This is a genomic window from Pseudooceanicola aestuariicola (genome assembly GCF_045763785.1).
Classification (GTDB): domain Bacteria; phylum Pseudomonadota; class Alphaproteobacteria; order Rhodobacterales; family Rhodobacteraceae; genus Pseudooceanicola.
Window position 1 is genome coordinate 50,382 of sequence record NZ_JBJGSF010000002.1, and the last position, 15,591, is coordinate 65,972.

General features: G+C 60.3%; 14 protein-coding genes. 11 read left to right on the forward strand and 3 right to left on the reverse strand.

Going from position 1 to position 15,591, the window contains the following annotated elements:
• Positions 1-74 precede the first annotated feature (74 nt).
• The 5 genes from ACI3GR_RS08110 to ACI3GR_RS08130 all read left to right on the forward strand — a co-directional run bounded on the left by ACI3GR_RS08110 (position 75) and on the right by ACI3GR_RS08130 (position 5,929).
• Complete coding sequence (locus ACI3GR_RS08110; protein ID WP_407493671.1) at positions 75-1,325, forward strand: KpsE/RkpR family capsule polysaccharide export protein; 1,251 nt, start codon at positions 75-77, stop codon at positions 1,323-1,325.
• Between the two features lie 4 nt (positions 1,326-1,329).
• Positions 1,330-2,010 (forward strand): ABC transporter ATP-binding protein, encoded by a 681-nt coding sequence (locus tag ACI3GR_RS08115; RefSeq protein WP_407493673.1) that lies wholly within the window; start codon positions 1,330-1,332, stop codon positions 2,008-2,010.
• Positions 2,007-2,867, forward strand: coding sequence for a glycosyltransferase (locus tag ACI3GR_RS08120; RefSeq protein ID WP_407494873.1), 861 nt, complete (start codon positions 2,007-2,009; stop codon positions 2,865-2,867). Before ACI3GR_RS08115 ends, ACI3GR_RS08120 begins: the two co-directional genes overlap by 4 nt.
• Positions 2,868-2,988: 121 nt before the next feature.
• Complete coding sequence (locus tag ACI3GR_RS08125) at positions 2,989-4,470, forward strand: calcium-binding protein (protein WP_407493675.1); 1,482 nt, start codon at positions 2,989-2,991, stop codon at positions 4,468-4,470.
• Positions 4,471-4,540: 70 nt separating this feature from the next.
• Positions 4,541-5,929, forward strand: a complete 1,389-nt coding sequence (locus tag ACI3GR_RS08130; RefSeq protein ID WP_407493677.1) for a calcium-binding protein — start codon at positions 4,541-4,543, stop codon at positions 5,927-5,929.
• Between the two features lie 2 nt (positions 5,930-5,931).
• On the opposite strand, the gene ACI3GR_RS08135 is transcribed toward ACI3GR_RS08130, so the two are convergent.
• Together ACI3GR_RS08135 and glmM are read right to left on the reverse strand one after the other, a co-directional pair.
• Positions 5,932-6,717, reverse strand: a complete 786-nt coding sequence (locus ACI3GR_RS08135; protein ID WP_407493679.1) for a metallophosphoesterase — start codon at positions 6,715-6,717, stop codon at positions 5,932-5,934.
• Between the two features lie 12 nt (positions 6,718-6,729).
• Positions 6,730-8,070, reverse strand: a complete 1,341-nt coding sequence (gene glmM / locus ACI3GR_RS08140) for a phosphoglucosamine mutase (protein ID WP_407493681.1) — start codon at positions 8,068-8,070, stop codon at positions 6,730-6,732.
• 254 nt (positions 8,071-8,324) lie between these two features.
• On the opposite strand from glmM, the gene ACI3GR_RS08145 reads away from it, so the two are divergent.
• The 6 genes from ACI3GR_RS08145 to ACI3GR_RS08170 all read left to right on the forward strand — a co-directional run bounded on the left by ACI3GR_RS08145 (position 8,325) and on the right by ACI3GR_RS08170 (position 14,587).
• Positions 8,325-10,361, forward strand: a complete 2,037-nt coding sequence (locus tag ACI3GR_RS08145; protein ID WP_407493683.1) for a YjbH domain-containing protein — start codon at positions 8,325-8,327, stop codon at positions 10,359-10,361.
• Positions 10,361-11,020: a YjbF family lipoprotein gene (locus ACI3GR_RS08150; protein ID WP_407493685.1), complete on the forward strand. Its 660-nt coding sequence runs from the start codon at positions 10,361-10,363 to the stop codon at positions 11,018-11,020. The genes ACI3GR_RS08145 and ACI3GR_RS08150 overlap by 1 nt, the downstream gene beginning before the upstream one ends.
• A 144-nt stretch (positions 11,021-11,164) precedes the next feature.
• Positions 11,165-12,061 carry a metal ABC transporter substrate-binding protein gene (locus tag ACI3GR_RS08155; RefSeq protein WP_407493687.1) on the forward strand — a complete coding sequence of 299 codons (897 nt, stop codon included), beginning with the start codon at positions 11,165-11,167 and terminating at the stop codon, positions 12,059-12,061.
• Between the two features lie 5 nt (positions 12,062-12,066).
• Positions 12,067-12,912, forward strand: coding sequence for a manganese/iron ABC transporter ATP-binding protein (locus ACI3GR_RS08160; protein WP_407494875.1), 846 nt, complete (start codon positions 12,067-12,069; stop codon positions 12,910-12,912).
• Positions 12,909-13,763: a metal ABC transporter permease gene (locus ACI3GR_RS08165; RefSeq protein WP_407493689.1), complete on the forward strand. Its 855-nt coding sequence runs from the start codon at positions 12,909-12,911 to the stop codon at positions 13,761-13,763. Before ACI3GR_RS08160 ends, ACI3GR_RS08165 begins: the two co-directional genes overlap by 4 nt.
• Complete coding sequence (locus ACI3GR_RS08170) at positions 13,763-14,587, forward strand: metal ABC transporter permease (RefSeq protein ID WP_407493691.1); 825 nt, start codon at positions 13,763-13,765, stop codon at positions 14,585-14,587. Before ACI3GR_RS08165 ends, ACI3GR_RS08170 begins: the two co-directional genes overlap by 1 nt.
• On the opposite strand, the gene ACI3GR_RS08175 is transcribed toward ACI3GR_RS08170, so the two are convergent.
• Positions 14,584-15,465 carry a sulfotransferase domain-containing protein gene (locus ACI3GR_RS08175; RefSeq protein WP_407493693.1) on the reverse strand — a complete coding sequence of 294 codons (882 nt, stop codon included), beginning with the start codon at positions 15,463-15,465 and terminating at the stop codon, positions 14,584-14,586. The genes ACI3GR_RS08170 and ACI3GR_RS08175 overlap by 4 nt on opposite strands.
• Positions 15,466-15,591: the final 126 nt, after the last annotated feature.

Here is a 15,591-nt window from a genome sequence, read left to right on the forward strand (position 1 = left end):
CCTGTTAGCCATTTCTTCACGCCTGCAGACTAGACCTGAAACCTGAAGAACAAATTAGCAACATGGGGATTGCTATGTCTGTGCAGCGAAAGGCTGTTTCAAACACGAAACCGCGTCAGGCGGGTGGTTTGCCCGATGGCTTCCCGGTGCTCGTTCCGGCTGGACACCGACAGCCCACTGCCGCACGCGCTTGGTTGCGCATGCGGCATGTGGTGTCCCTTCTGATCTTTCTGGCGATGGTCCCCGGCGTGGCCGGTGTGGTTGGTTGGTACCTCTTTGATCGTGCGCAGGACCAATACAGTTCGACCTTCGGATTCGTGATCCACGCAGAAGGAGAGGAGAGCGCAGCGGGACTGCTGTCATCGGTTCCCGGCATCTCGGCCCTGGCAGGATCGTCGAGCAAGGATGCCGATATTCTTTACGCTTATTTGGATTCGCAGGCTCTGGTCGAGGCGGTGGATTCGCAGGTGGATTTGCGTGCGCTGTGGGCGGAACATCATGCAACGGACCCGGTTTTTGCGCTGAAAGAAGAGGCCTCGATTGAGGATATGACCGATTACTGGCGGCGTATGGTTCACGTGTCCTACGAAACCGGTCCCGGCTTGCTGGAGGTTGAGGTGAGGGGTTTTGCGCCAAAGGCGGCTCAGTCCATCGCCAGAGAGGTCGAACAAGCGAGCAACGCGCTGATCAACCGTCTTGGCAGTATCGCCCGAGAGGACCGTCTGGCCCATTCGCAGACTGAATTGAGCCTCGCGAGCCAGCGCCTGTCCGATGCGCGACGGGCGCTGACCGAATTCCGCGTTCGTAACCAGATGGTTGACCCAATGGCTGACCTGACCGGTGAGATGGGGGTGATCCATCAACTGCAGCAAGCTCTGGCAGATGAGATCGTCGGGATGGAACTGCTGCGTCGAACGGTGCGCGGTGGCGAAGGGACACGGCGCGGTGCGATCAATGACACGCGGGTCGGACAGGCCGAGCTGCGGATTGAGGTTTTGCGGAACCGGATTGAGCAGGAACGGGCACGACTGGGCGACACCCAAGGACCGCGTGATCTGGCCCGATTGATGGGGCGGTACGAGGAACTGACAGTCGCGGTCGAGATCGCGCAAGAGGCCTATGCACTGGCGCTGGCAGCACATGAGGCGAACCGAGCGGCAGCGGATCGACAGACACGATATCTGGCGTCCTATAGCCCGCCTACGCTGGCAGAAAAGTCCGTGTATCCAAAGCGGTGGGCAATTTTGGCCAGTGTGGCGGCGGGGCTAGTACTGTGTTGGTCGATCGTAATGCTGATAGTCTATTCGCTGCGGGACAGGTTCTAACCTGATGACACTGGCCTTGCAGAATGTGACGAAAGCCTATCGATCCGGCGGAGCCACCACGATCGTCGCGCGTGATCTGGATTTCGTGTTCCCCGAGGGTCAGGCCATGGCCCTGATCGGACGCAACGGAGCTGGCAAATCGAGCCTTTTGCGGATGATTGCAGGCACCATGAGACCGGACAAAGGACGGGTCGTCCGTAGCGGGTCTGTGTCTTGGCCGGTCGGATTTCAGGGAAGTTTTCATCCCGATTTGACAGGAGTGGAGAACGCCCGGTTCGCCGCGCGGGTTTATGGGATCGACACTGGCGCGATGACGGATTTCGTTGCCGACTTTGCAGAGCTGGGATCGTTCCTTCAGGCTCCGGTGCGCCACTACTCTGCCGGCATGAAAGCACGGCTGGCTTTCGCCGTGTCGATGGCGATGCCGTTCGATGTCTATCTGATCGACGAAGTTACCTCTGTCGGCGATGGCGCTTTTCGCGAAAAAAGCGAGGACATGTTGAGAGCGCGGTTGTCACGGTCAAGTGCGGTGATCGTCTCTCACTCGATGGAGTTGTTGGCACGGTTGTGCACCTCTGGGGCCGTGCTGGAAAACGGGCGACTGTTTTTCTACGCGCGGGTTGCCAAGGCGATTGAACATCATGGCTATCTGATGCGGGGACAACGACCGCCTTGGCTGACATGAGACGGATTGAGCCTCTGACAGTCTTGATGCCCGTAAAAAGTGGCGCGGAGTATCTGGCAGCTCAGATCGACAGTCTTGTTATGCAGACGCGCCCTCCGGATCGGCTGGTGATTTCTGACGATGGGTCCGACGATGCGACGAGGGCAATCATCAAGCAGGCAGAGCGGGCAGTTCCCTTCGAGGTTTCTATCGTCGAAGGGCCGCGCGAAGGATACCCGGCAAACATTAGGCATCTAATCAGCCACGCGCCTGACGGGTACTGGGCGTTTTGCGATCAGGACGATGTGTGGTTGCCGGACAGGATTGAGCGGGGATTGGCATCCCTCCACGCAGCCACTGGCCCAGCGCTGCACGTCGTTCGGCGGATGGCAACAGATGCAGAGTTGTCGTCTTCAAAGCCGCTTTGGATGCCCAATAGTACGACCTTCCGAAATGCGCTTGTCATGAACGCAGCGCCGGCCAATGCGACGATACTCAATCCACTGGCCACGCGCCTTATCAAGGCGATGTTACCGCGCATTAGAAACATGCCAAGCTGTCCCGACTGGTGGATTTACGCTTTGGTTTTGGGATGCGGCGGATCTGTCAATTTCGACCCTATTCCGGGAATTTTGTACCGCCAGCATGGGGCGAACCTGTTCGGCGCGCGTCGCGGTTGGGGTATGGCGCGACGGATAAGATGGCTGGCCGACGGAACGCATCTGCGCCGGGTACGCGAGGTAGTGACCGCGCTTGACCGGATTGGGGATGCTTTGACGCCGGACAATCAGCAAATTCTGAACCAAGCCCAGCGTATCATTGGTGACCAGCACGCCCATCGACAGGCAGAAAAGGAGGGATCAACGAGAAAGGTTTAAGAATATCTGACGTGGTTTTTGTCCAAAGTTTCGCGCGTGGCCCCGATTTCGCCCGCGTTCCGCCCCAGCGCAATCACTGACGACATGCATTCACCCCCTCGAAACACATTCGGGGGTTACGATGGTTGCTTTGACTTGGGGAAACGCGCTGGTTGGGGACAATGCGGCGATCTATGGATCGATCCAGACCTTGGCGGTCTATAGCGATCCGGTGCTGGACATTCAGTGGCTCTATTCTGGTGCGCAGGCGCAAGGCACCGTCACCCGCACCCGGTTGATCGAAGGCGCGGACATGGCCAATCCCGCCAGTTTTCACGTCACCGGAACCAGCGGAACCTACCGTGTGTCCGACATGGAAATCGTGGACACGGGTAGTTCGGTTCGGGTTCTGACCACGGCGGTTGAAGACGCAAGGGTGAGCTTTGTGGGCATCGGGGACGAAGGCCGCCTGTCCGGGCAAATCAGTCGCACGATCGATGCCCCGGCGTCACAGCTGCATGGGTTCGAGGTTGATGGCACCTCTTTCATCGCGGCAGGCGCGCGCGATGCGCAGGGGCTGGTGATCTATGAGCAGAGCGGGACGAACCTGATCCAGCGTGACGCGCTGACGGACCACGCCAAGACGGCTTTGGGTGACGTGGCCGATCTGGCGCATGTGAAAAATGACGCCGGTACGTTTCTGATCACCGGCTCGACCACCGAAGGGGGCATCAGTTCTTACCTGATTGGCGCCGACGGGCAGGCGCATCTGGTGGATACGCTTGGGGCCAAGGACGGGATGTGGCTGTCGGGGCTGGATAGCGTGACCTCGGTTCAGGCGGGGGGCGTCGATTACGTGGCTGTGGGGGCGGTCGGGTCGTCGTCGCTCAGCCTCGTGCGGGTGAATGACATGGGCGTGTTGTTTGTCGAAGACCACGCCTACGACACGCTGAACAGCCGCTTTGCACGAGTGGATGCGGTGACGTCTTTTGAAGTTGGCGATCGGGGCTTTCTGGTCGCAGGCGGCGCTGACGACGGGCTGAGCCTGCTGGAAATTCTGCCGGATCGCACCCTGTTTCAGCATGACACGCTGGCCAATCAGGCGGGCGGCGCGTTGGAGAACATCACGGCGCTGACTGTGGCTGACTTCGGCGGCGAAGTCCAAGTGATCGCGGCAGGGCAACCCGGGTTGACGCTGGCGCGGGTCGATACCTCCGCGATTGCGGGGTCGGTGATCGGCGCGGCGTCCGGCGAAGCCCTGACGGGCGGCGCGCAGAATGACCTGATCTGGGGGAACGGCGGCAACGACACGCTATCAGGCGGAGACGGCGACGACGTGCTGTCCGGAGGGGACGGGCGCGACATCCTGACGGGTGGTGCCGGAGCCGATACGTTTATCTTTGACCGCGACTTCATGCGGGATGAGGTGCGGGATTTCGAACTTGGCGTCGATCGGCTGGATGTCAGCGACTGGGGCCGCATTTACGATGCCTCGAGCCTGACAGTTCAGGAACGTTATGACGGCGCGATACTTCAGTATCAGGATCAGTCGTTGCGTCTGATTTCTCATGACGGGCAGCGGATCAATGCGGAAGACATAACGAATGATATGTTCCTGTTTTGATCCCGCACCTTCACCGCAAATTAACGCCTTCAGAGCATAGTCGTCGTTAGGCAAACGGGGGGGTCGGGGCATGCCAACAGGACAAGTGATCCGCGGGCTTGGCGGGGCTGCAGGGCTTGGCGATCTGGCGCTGACCCGCTCCGACGACGGGGCATTCCGCATCGACGCCAGTTCGGTCTTTACCAGTGGTTTGACCTATTTCGGAAACCATTACGGCGGGACCGATCTTTGGGTCGGTACGAACGGTGTCTTGTCTTTCGGTTCGGGGCTGGAGGCCTATCCGTCTTTGGTTGAGGCCGCCCCGGTCGCCGATTTCATTGCGCCATTCTGGGCCGACGTGGATACGCGTCTGGATGGCGAGGGCACGGAAAGCGGGCCAATCTGGGTGGATATCGACGATGTCGGCCGGCATGTGACCATCACATGGGAAGACGTTGGCCATTATCGCAGGGACGCTGATCAGACGAACCTATTCCAGCTAAGGCTCAGCGATCAGGGGATCGGCGATTTCGATATCGAGTTGCGCTATGAGCGGATCGATTGGACCATGGGTAGTCTGGATGACGATGCCGGTGCCTGGGCAGGGCTAAGCGGGGTCCGTTTGCCGCAAATGGTCGAACTTGGGGGCGACGCGGCAGATTTAGCCTCCGCCATCGGGAATAGCGGGCAAGCCGGGACCTGGGGGTTCGAAATGCGCGGCGGCGCGATTACCGGGGCTGCGCCGGTATCGGGCGCGACTTTCACCGGTGCGGACACGGCTGACATTCTGACCGGCGGGGCAGATGGTGACATTGCCCGTGGCTATGACGACAACGATATCCTGCGCGGTAACGGCGGTGGCGATTGGCTATTCGGGGGTGACGGGGCGGATACGCTGAACGGGGCCGATGGCGACGATATGATCTTTGGCGGCGACAGCGATCTGGACCTGCGGGATGTCATCTATGGTGGCGCGGGTCATGACAATATTGACGCTGGATACGGCAATGATCTGGTCTATGGCGGGGCCGGGAACGACACGATCGAAGGCGGGTTCGGTGTCGATGACCTGATCGGGCAAAGCGGCGACGATGCCCTGTCGGGTGCCGCATGGTCTGACCTGATCTTTGGCGGGGACGGGAATGATTTTCTGAACGGCGGTTTCGGATATGACCGGATGAATGGGGGTGACGGGGCCGACCGTTTTTTTCACCTCGGCATCTATGACCACGGATCAGATTGGGTGCAGGACTACGATGCGGCTGAAGGGGATGTTCTGGTCTGGGGGCGCGGCGCCGCGACGGGCGACGATTTCCAAGTGAACCTCGCGCATAAGGCGGATGCGGGTGCCGCCGATGTGGCCGAGGCCTTCGTGATCTATCGTGGCACGGGCCAGATCATCTGGGCCTTGATCGACGGGGCGGCCCAACCCGACATCAACCTAATGATCTCGGGTCAGGGCTATGACCTGATCGGCTGAGCCTAGTCGATAAAGGTGCAGTTGCCGGGTTCGATGTAAGCGGCGGTCAGCTTGTCGGTATAATAGGCCCCGGTATCGAGAGAGACGCGACCATCCCAGATCGCCGCATCTTCCATCACCGTGTGGCCATGCACCACTGTGGCCCTGTCACTGCGCGCCTTGGTCAGAAAATCCGGGTGCCCGTTGATCAGGGTGCGCGGTTTCTGGGCGGTCGGCTCGACCTCTGGATTCATCCCGGCGTGGACGCAGTACATGTTACCGGTCGACCAAAGCGCAGGCAGGTTCCGCATCCAAGAGATCATGCCTTCGGGCATGGCTTGTTCGAATTCGTCCGCCAGATCGACGAGGTCTTCGGCATCGTCCGGTGTGGTGTCAGCGGCGATCCCAAAGGATTGCAGGGTTTCCTGCCCACCAAAGCGAAGCCAGCGGGTGCCGTTGCCTGCCGGATCGTCGATAAATTCCAGCATCATCTGTTCATGGTTGCCCATGATGGTGATGTTGTGGTCCGCGTCACCTTCGGTGAGACCCTGCACATAGGACAGAACGCCTGCGGTATTCGGGCCACGATCCACCAGGTCTCCGAGGAAAACTACCGGAGTATCAGTGCCGTAGGTCGAGCGCAGCCGCTCATACAGCGGCTTGAGCAAGTCCAAGCGACCATGAATATCGCCGATGGCGCAAAAGGGCGTATCGGGCGCGAAGATCGTGTCGCGGGTGGCGACGCCCGACAACGCCTTTGGGTTGTTCGGGGAGGTCGCGAAAAGCGATTTCAACCGTTTGAAGACCATATCAGCGCGCCTTTACCCAACCTTTTCAATGGCTTTACAGATCGATTCCAAGACATCGTTCAGCTTGGACTGATCTTCGCTTTCGCCCATTACCCGGATCAGGGGTTCCGTGCCGGATTTGCGGATCAGCAGACGGCCGCAATCGGACAGCGCTTTTTCACCGTCGGCAATCGCTTGCTGGACCTCGTCCGCCTTTAGCGGTTCTGACCCTTTGGCAAAGCGAACGTTCCGCAGCACCTGCGGCACGGGATCAAACACGCGGGTCAGTTCGCTGGCCTTCTTGCCGGTTTCGACCATGGCCGCCAGAACCTGAAGCGCGGCGACCAGCCCGTCACCAGTCGTGGCGTAGTCGGTCATGACGATATGGCCGGATTGCTCTCCGCCAAGATTGAAGTTTGATGCACGCATCTTTTCAACGACATAGCGGTCGCCGACCTGAGCGCGTTCCATCCCGATGCCACGGTCGTTCATCGCACGTTCAAGCCCAAGGTTGGACATGACCGTGGTGACCAGCGTATCGCCCGAAAGCCGCCCGTCGTCCTTCCAGCGCGACGCGATCAAGCCCATCAGCTGGTCGCCATCAACGGGGGTTCCGGTTTCATCGATCAGGATCAGGCGATCCGCATCCCCATCGAGGCACAGACCGACGTTCGCCCGTGTTTCGCGCACCCGAGCGGCAGCCGTTTCAGGGTGAGTGGAGCCGCAGTTTTCGTTAATATTCAGTCCGTTGGGCGTGTTCGCCACCGGGATTACATCGGCGCCCAATTCCCACAGAATGGCAGGGGCCACCCGGTGTGCGGCACCGTTTGCGCAGTCGACGACGATGCGCAGTCCGTCCAGACGGAACTGGCGCGGGAAAGTGGTTTTGACGTATTCGATATAACGCGCGCCCGAGTCGTCGATCCGCTTGGCGCGCCCGATGCGCTGCGGATGGGCCAGTTCGACGCCTTCGTTCATCAACCGCTCAATCTCGATCTCGGCATCGTCGGACAGTTTGAAGCCATCGGGGCCGAAGAATTTGATCCCGTTATCCTCGGCCGGGTTGTGGCTGGCGGAAATCATCACACCAACATCCGCCCGCATGGACCGGGTCAGGAAACCAACGGCCGGGGTCGGGACCGGCCCAAGCATGAACACGTTCATCCCGGTCGAGGTGAACCCTGCGGTCAGCGCGTTTTCCAGCATGTAGCCCGACAGGCGCGTGTCCTTGCCGATGACGACGCGGTGGTCCTGTTGATCACGGCGGAAATACCGCCCGGCCGCCGCAGCGATCTTCATCGCGATTTCGGCTGTCATCGGGTCTGTATTCGTCCGGCCCCGGATGCCATCGGTACCAAAAAGAGAACGTGTCATTAACTGCTCCGGTCAGGGTCGTTTTACAGGGGCTTGTGTTACGATGGTGCGACGTGCAAGTCCAGCAAAGGGCGCAACCGGTGCCTGTGGCAGGATCGCGACAACGGGAAATGTGGCGTTGCTGTCTGAGGGCATGATGTCTAAGGTGGCCCAAAGGTTTGGTGAGGGGCTTTAACGTGCAATCTGCATTAACAAAATTGGCTGTTTCTGCCGTATTTTGCGCAGGTTTGGGGACGTCCTCTTTGGCGCAGGACGTGGCACGACCGACCTACAATACCTACGGTGTTCCGGGCCTGATCGACATGCCCACGGCAGAGAGCGCGCCTGACGCAGAGATTGCGACCTCGGTGTCTCATTTCGCAGGCAGCACCCGCGCGACGATGACCTTCCAGATCACGCCGCGCTTGTCGGGGTCTTTCCGGTATTCACGGATCGATCGATGGTCTGCCGGCAACGCAACGTTCGACCGGTCATTTGATCTGCGCTATCGCATCGTGGACGAGGGGCGCTATCGCCCCGCCGTGGCGATCGGCCTGCAGGATTTCATCGGCACCGGCCTGTATTCCGGCGAGTACGTCGTCGCCACGAAGTCTTTGACGCCTCGGCTGAAAGTCACGGGCGGCATCGGCTGGGGTCGACTGGCGACGCATGGCGGATTTTCCAACCCGTTGGGAGCTATTGACCCGCGGTTCAATACGCGGCCAACCGGCACAGCCGGCCTGGGCGGCATTGCTGAGGTTGGCGAATGGTTCCGTGGTGACGCCGCGCTTTTTGGTGGCCTCAGCTTTCAAGCGACGGACCGGCTGACGCTGAAGGCAGAGTATTCGTCCGACGCCTACGCCCGGGAAACCACCGTTGGCAACCTGTTCCAGCGGAAATCGCCGATGAACTTCGGCTTGGATTACAAACTGGCCGAGGGCGCGAACCTTAAGTTGAACTACCTGTACGGTGATACAATCGGCTTGGGCCTGACCTTCCAGCTGAACCCCAAGCGTGGCGCCGTGCCCGGCGGCAGCGAAGAGGCGCCGATTCCAGTTAAGCTTCGCGACCGGAAATCGGCCGAAGCGCTTGGCTGGACCACCAACGAACCGATCAAAACCCAGTTGCGCGACGGTCTGGCGACCATTCTGGAGCAAAGCGGTATTCAGGTTGAAGGCGTCAAATATACCGGCCGCGAAGTCACCGTCTACATCCGGAACGAACGTTACCTTGCGCGGGCCGAGGCGATCGGACGGACCGCCCGGGTCCTGACGCATGCGACGCCGTCTTCGGTCAACACCTTCCGGATCGTGCCTATGGTCAACGGTGTGCCGACCTCGGCCGTGGTCGTTCAGCGCGATGATCTTGAGGTGTTCGAAAACGATCCCAATGGCGCGGACCAGATGCTGGCGCGCGCGGCCATCATGGATCATACGACGACGCCCGCCAAGGATGACCGTCTGGCGGATCAGTTCCCGCGGTACGACTTTTCGCTGGGACCCTATGTGAAGGCCAGCTATTTCGATCCGGCCCAGCCCGTGCGTGCCGATCTGGGCATCCGTGCGAAGGGTGAGTTTGTGATCCGCCCGGGGCTGATCCTGTCGGGGCAATTGGATCAGCGCCTTGTCGGCAACCGTGGTCCGTCGAGTATTATCAAACCTTCAAGCTTACCTGCCGTTCGACGCAATGCTGGACAGTATTCTGTGAACGGCACGTCGCTGACCAAGCTGACCCTGGCGTCCTATTTCCGGCCGGGCAAAAACCTCTATGGCCGGGTCACCGCAGGTTATCTTGAAACCATGTACGCCGGTGTCTCGGGCGAGGTTTTGTGGAAGCCAGTGAACAGCCGTCTTGCCCTCGGGCTAGAGGTGAACGCGGTGCAGCAGCGTGCCTATCAGGGTCTGGGCCTGCGGAATTACCAGGTGATCACTGGCCATGCTTCGGCCTATTACGACTTTGGCAATGGGTTCCACGGTCAGGTTGATGCCGGTCGGTATCTGGCAGGTGACTGGGGCGCGACCTTTGCCATGGACCGCGAATTCGCCAATGGCTGGCGCGTCGGGGCCTATGCCACCTTTACCAACGTCTCGGCCCAGCAGTTCGGCGAAGGGTCGTTCGACAAAGGCATCCGGGTGTCGGTCCCGCTAAGCTATTTCACCGGCAAGCCGTCGACCAAGGTCTATACCGGCACGATCCAGTCGCTGTCGCGCGATGGTGGGGCACGCCTGAAGGTCGACAACCGGTTGTATGAAAACGTTCGAAGCTATCACCAGCCCGAGCTGCGCGAAAGCTGGGGGAGGTTCTGGCGGTGATGTTCTGGACCACTGGGAAAAATGTTGTGCGGACCGCGATGGCCGTGGCCTTGACCGGGCTTCTTGTTGCCTGCAGCACCGGCAGCGACACGGTCGGTAATTCGCAAACCCTCGACCTGTTGAAGGCCACCGTCACGCGCAACAAGGCGCCGGCCCCGACGGCGACGCGCGATCAGCTTCGCGCCGCCATTACGCCCGAGTTCCGGGCGCAAAGCGGGAATGTTCCGCTGCTTCTGGTGTCTTCGCTTCGGGTGCCCGTGTCGTCGATCCTGTCACGTGCGTCGGTTAATCAGAACGTTGAAACCTACATCACGCCCGACCAGATCACTTTTGCCCTGCGCGACGGGATCCTGATCGCCAGCCGGGGTCTGGGATACGATCTGATGGCGGCAGACGTCAGCGGAGTGTCAGAGCGTATTCGCGCAGGGTCCGGCACCGCAGTTCGGACGCACAAGTATCTGGACGGGAAAAACCAGCTGGTGCCCTATCGGTTCGACTGTAGCTATGCGCGCGCGGGCGCCGAAGTGGTGGAGAGCTGTTCGGGCGAAGGCCTGAGCTTTACCAACAAATACACGCTTGGCGCAGGTGGGCGTATTGCTGTGTCGACCCAATGGGTCAGCCCGGGCCTGCAATCCTACCTGATCGAACACATCCGCTGATTTTCACGACAGTTTGGCCGTCGCCGGGAACTCTTTGGGGTTGGCGCGTGTTCAAACTTTACGCAGCAGTTGCGAATAGATCGCATCTTGATTGACAGTTGCGAACCATTCTCATAAACGAGCCGTATGACACAGGATATCCTTATGCCGCTTCGCCGGATTGTCGTGAAAACTCTGGCCATTCTTAGCTTGGTGGGGGCCGTCGCACCTGCCTGGGCAAATGATAAACTCAAAGTCGTCACGACCTTTACCGTGATTGCCGACATGGCCCAGAACGTTGCCGGTGACGCGGCAGAGGTCGTGTCAATCACCCGCCCCGGCGCCGAAATCCACGGCTATGCCCCGACCCCGCGCGATCTGGTGCGGGCGCAGGGGGCTGATCTGATCCTATGGAATGGTCTCAACCTTGAACGCTGGTTCGAACAGTTCCTGTCCAACCTGCGCGACGTGCCTGCCGCGACCGTGTCCGAAGGGGTCGATCCGATCTCGATCTCGGGCGGGGATTACGACGGCAAGCCGAACCCGCACGCATGGATGGCGCTGACCTCGGCCGAGATTTACTTGGACAACATCCGCGACGCGCTGTCCGGGGCCGATCCGGACAACGCCGACACCTATGCTGCCAATGCCGAGGCCTACAAAACCCAGATGGCAGACGTGATCGGACCCCTGCGTGACGCGATCCGCGCCCTGCCAGAGGATCGCCGCTGGCTGGTCACCTCGGAAGGGGCGTTTTCCTATCTTGCCCGCGATTTCGATCTGAAAGAGGTCTACCTGTGGCCGATCAACGCCGACGCGCAGGGCACGCCCAAGCAGGTCCGGCAGGTCATCGATACGGTGCGCGATAATGCCATCCCGACGATCTTTTCTGAATCGACCGTGTCGGACAAACCGGCGCGGCAGGTCGCGCGGGAAACCGGCGCGGCCTATGGCGGGGTGCTTTATGTCGACAGCATCAGTGAATCGGACGGGCCGGTGCCCAGCTATCTGGACCTGCTGCGCGTCACCTCGGAAACCATATTGGAAGGCCTGCAACCTTGAGTGACATGGGCATTTCCGCCACCGGCCTGACGGTCACCTATCGCAACGGGCATACGGCGCTGCGGGATGCCAGCTTTGCTATCCCCACCGGGACGATCACTGCATTGGTGGGCGTCAACGGCGCGGGCAAATCAACCCTATTCAAGGCGATTATGGGCTTTGTCCCGGTGTCCTCGGGCCAGATCGAAGTACTGGGTCAGCCGGTTCGCGACATGATGAAACGTCAGGCCATCGCCTATGTGCCGCAGGCCGAAGACGTGGATTGGACCTTTCCGGTGCTGGTCGAAGACGTGGTGATGATGGGTCGTTACGGCCACATGGGGTTCCTGCGTCGTCCACGGCAACAAGATCGCGATGCGGTCGCCGATGCACTGGCCCGCGTGAACATGACCGAGTACCGCCATCGCCAGATCGGAGAGCTGTCGGGCGGGCAGAAAAAGCGGGTATTTTTGGCGCGGGCGCTGGCGCAAGACGCCAAGGTGATCCTGCTGGACGAACCCTTTACCGGCGTCGACGTGAAGACCGAAGAACAGATCATCGCCCTGCTGCGCGATCTGCGCAAAGAGGGCCGGGTGATGCTGGTGGCGACCCACAACCTTGGGTCTGTGCCAGAGTTCTGCGACCGAGTGGTTTTGGTCAAAGGCACGGTGCTGGCGCATGGCCCGGTCGGAGAGATTTTTACCCCCGACAACCTGCGCGAGGCGTTCGGCGGCGTCCTTCGCCACTTCCTGTTGGAAGGCACGCACCTGCATGACGACGAAGACCCGCGGCGGCTAGAGGTCTATACCGATGATGAGCGGCCTTTGGTCATATATGATGACCGCCATCACACGGCACGGGATCGGAAATGATCCTGCTAGAGCCATTCGCATACGCCTATATGACCAATGCGATCTGGGTCTCGGCCCTTGTCGGGGCGGTTTGCGCGTTTCTGTCGGCCTACCTGATGCTGAAGGGCTGGTCCCTGATCGGCGATGCGCTGTCTCATTCCGTCGTGCCCGGGGTTGCCGGGGCCTATATGCTGGGCCTGCCCTTTGCCGTGGGCGCGTTTTTGTCGGGCGGATTGGCGGCCTTGGCGATGCTGTTTCTACGGCAACGGTCCGGGTTGAAAGAGGACGTGGTGATCGGGCTGATCTTTACCGCCTTTTTCGGGCTGGGCCTTTTCATGGTGTCGCTGAATCCCATGGCCGTATCGATTCAGACGATCATCATGGGCAATATTCTGGCCATCACGCCGGGTGATACGATCCAGTTAGCGATTATCGGCGGTGTGTCTTTGATCGTTTTGCTGGCGAAATGGCGCGATCTGCTGGCAGTGTTTTTTGACGAAGCGCACGCCAGATCCATCGGGCTGAACGTCACCGCGCTGCGGCTGGTGTTCTTTACACTGCTGTCGGCCTGCACCGTCGCGGCCATGCAGACGGTCGGGGCCTTTCTGGTGATCGCATTGGTGGTGACGCCGGGCGCGACGGCCTATCTGCTGACCGACCGCTTTCCCCGCCTTTTGGTTCTGTCGGTGCTGATCGGGTCGATCACCTCGGCCGTGGGCGCCTATGTCAGCTATTTCCTCGATGGGGCTACGGGGGGCGTGATCGTCTGCCTGCAAACGCTGCTGTTCGCGATCGCGCTGGTCTTTGCCCCGAAACACGGAATGCTGGCGGCGCGGCTGCGGGCGCGCTCTGCCATCAGGGATGCGACGTGATGGGCGACCTGCTGATCCCCTTCCAGTTTCCCTTTATGCAGAACGCCTTTCTGGTGGTCACCCTGATCGCCCCCGCAGCGGCGATGCTTAGCACTTTTCTGGTGCTGAAAGGCTGGTCGCTGATGGGTGACGCCACCAGCCATGCGGTGCTGCCCGGCGTGGTGCTGGCGTACATGGCAGGCATTCCGCTGATTATCGGTGCGTTTCTGGCGGGGCTTTTGTGTGCCGTGGGCACCGGGTTCATCAAGGATCATTCGCGGATCAAGCAGGACACCGTGATGGGCGTGGTCTTCGCTGGCATGTTTGGCGCAGGCATCGTGATGTACACGCAGATCGAGTCTGACCTGCATCTGGATCACATCCTTTTCGGCAACATGCTGGGCGTCGGGGTTGAGGATCTGTGGACCGCTGGCCTAATCTCGGGTGCGGTGGCGGTGATCCTTGGCCTGAAGTGGCGGGATTTTCTGGCGCATAGTTTCGACCCCATTCAGGCACGGATGATCGGACTGCCGATCGGGGTGTTGCATTATGGTCTGCTGGCGATCCTGTCGGCGACCATCGTCGCGATGCTGTCGTCGGTGGGGATTATCCTGTCGGTCGCCTATCTGATCGCACCCGGCGCGATTGCGTTTCTGCTGACCCGACGGTTTTCCGCGATGCTGATGGTGTCGATCCTTGTCGCCTGGGTCGCAGGGATCACGGGGATCTATGCGTCGTTTTGGCTGGACGCGGCCCCTGCCCCGACCGTCGTTCTGATCCTGACCGCGCTGTTCCTGATTGCACTGACGGTGCGGCGGTTTCGGGACAAAGCCGCGCAGGTCTAAGCGGTCGATCCCTGCTCCAGCCACTTGCGATCCGCTGGCGACAAGTGCGCGTCCATCATCGCGTCATAGGCGGCCAGTTCGTCGTCGGTCAGCTGACCCTGCCATTGGCCGTGCGTGCCGCGATGAAAGAAATCCGCGTCGGATTTGAAGAACCCTTTGCCGCCTGACGGGGCAAAGCGGTCGGCGTTCCGTTTCATGTTGTCAAAGGTCGCGGCCTGTATCAGTTGCTGCATCACCGCTTCGGGGTGGCTGATCCCCAGAACATCCGCCAAATGGGTGAAGGTGCCCGGCAAATCCCGTTTCATATCCGCATAGTGCATCAGCGTGACATTGGGCCTGTCGGCCATCGCTTTGGCCGCTGTGTAGTGAGGCAGGATATGGGCCAAGGGCATGGCATCACAGTCGAACCCGGCGGGCTCTCCGGTCAGGAAATGGCGGAACGTCGCGCGCGGGTCATTTGCCGGATACCAGTCGTCAAACCAGCGGATCGGGATATTCTGCACGTGTTTGCGAAAGGAAAAATGCGCATCCAAAGGATGACGGAAGACACAGATCCAATGGCCCTGATCGCCCACGGTCAGGCCATCCATAGGCGTGTGGCTCTTGAAACTGCGTCGGCCCGGCCTTGCGTCCAGCCTTTGCGTCACCTCGGCCATATCGCGGACGCGGATGTCGATCCACGGCATGTTCATCGAAAACTCTGGCACGACCTGCGGATCACCCGAAAACAGAAGCGCCATGATCGTCTGCATCCATGTCGTCCCGCATTTGGGTGGTGAGACCACAATCACGTCGTCGTCGCGTAGCGTCACCGCATCCCATCGGGTGCTATCGGTCAAAGGCCCGAAATACTGCGGTCGGGACGAGGTTTGGGTCATCGAATACCTGCGGGTTGAAAATGGTCGTTTGGAAATGCATCCGATCAGAGCAAAGGAGGCCACGGCTTGTCAAAGGGTCTGATCGCTGCGCGGTGAACCGCCCTAGGTGTGGCGCGACACCAAGGA

What these genes read in the sequence shown, in the direction of transcription:
- ACI3GR_RS08110 (WP_407493671.1), top strand. Translation starts at nt 75, where the DNA reads ATGTCTGTGCAGCGAAAGGCTGTTTCAAACACGAAACCGCGTCAGGCG.
- ACI3GR_RS08115 (WP_407493673.1), top strand. Translation starts at nt 1,330, where the DNA reads ATGACACTGGCCTTGCAGAATGTGACGAAAGCCTATCGATCCGGCGGA.
- ACI3GR_RS08120 (WP_407494873.1), top strand. Translation starts at nt 2,007, where the DNA reads ATGAGACGGATTGAGCCTCTGACAGTCTTGATGCCCGTAAAAAGTGGC.
- ACI3GR_RS08125 (WP_407493675.1), top strand. Translation starts at nt 2,989, where the DNA reads ATGGTTGCTTTGACTTGGGGAAACGCGCTGGTTGGGGACAATGCGGCG.
- ACI3GR_RS08130 (WP_407493677.1), top strand. Translation starts at nt 4,541, where the DNA reads ATGCCAACAGGACAAGTGATCCGCGGGCTTGGCGGGGCTGCAGGGCTT.
- ACI3GR_RS08135 (WP_407493679.1), bottom strand. Translation starts at nt 6,717, where the DNA reads ATGGTCTTCAAACGGTTGAAATCGCTTTTCGCGACCTCCCCGAACAAC.
- glmM (WP_407493681.1), bottom strand. Translation starts at nt 8,070, where the DNA reads ATGACACGTTCTCTTTTTGGTACCGATGGCATCCGGGGCCGGACGAAT.
- ACI3GR_RS08150 (WP_407493685.1), top strand. Translation starts at nt 10,361, where the DNA reads ATGTTCTGGACCACTGGGAAAAATGTTGTGCGGACCGCGATGGCCGTG.
- ACI3GR_RS08155 (WP_407493687.1), top strand. Translation starts at nt 11,165, where the DNA reads ATGCCGCTTCGCCGGATTGTCGTGAAAACTCTGGCCATTCTTAGCTTG.
- ACI3GR_RS08160 (WP_407494875.1), top strand. Translation starts at nt 12,067, where the DNA reads ATGGGCATTTCCGCCACCGGCCTGACGGTCACCTATCGCAACGGGCAT.
- ACI3GR_RS08165 (WP_407493689.1), top strand. Translation starts at nt 12,909, where the DNA reads ATGATCCTGCTAGAGCCATTCGCATACGCCTATATGACCAATGCGATC.
- ACI3GR_RS08170 (WP_407493691.1), top strand. Translation starts at nt 13,763, where the DNA reads ATGGGCGACCTGCTGATCCCCTTCCAGTTTCCCTTTATGCAGAACGCC.
- ACI3GR_RS08175 (WP_407493693.1), bottom strand. Translation starts at nt 15,465, where the DNA reads ATGACCCAAACCTCGTCCCGACCGCAGTATTTCGGGCCTTTGACCGAT.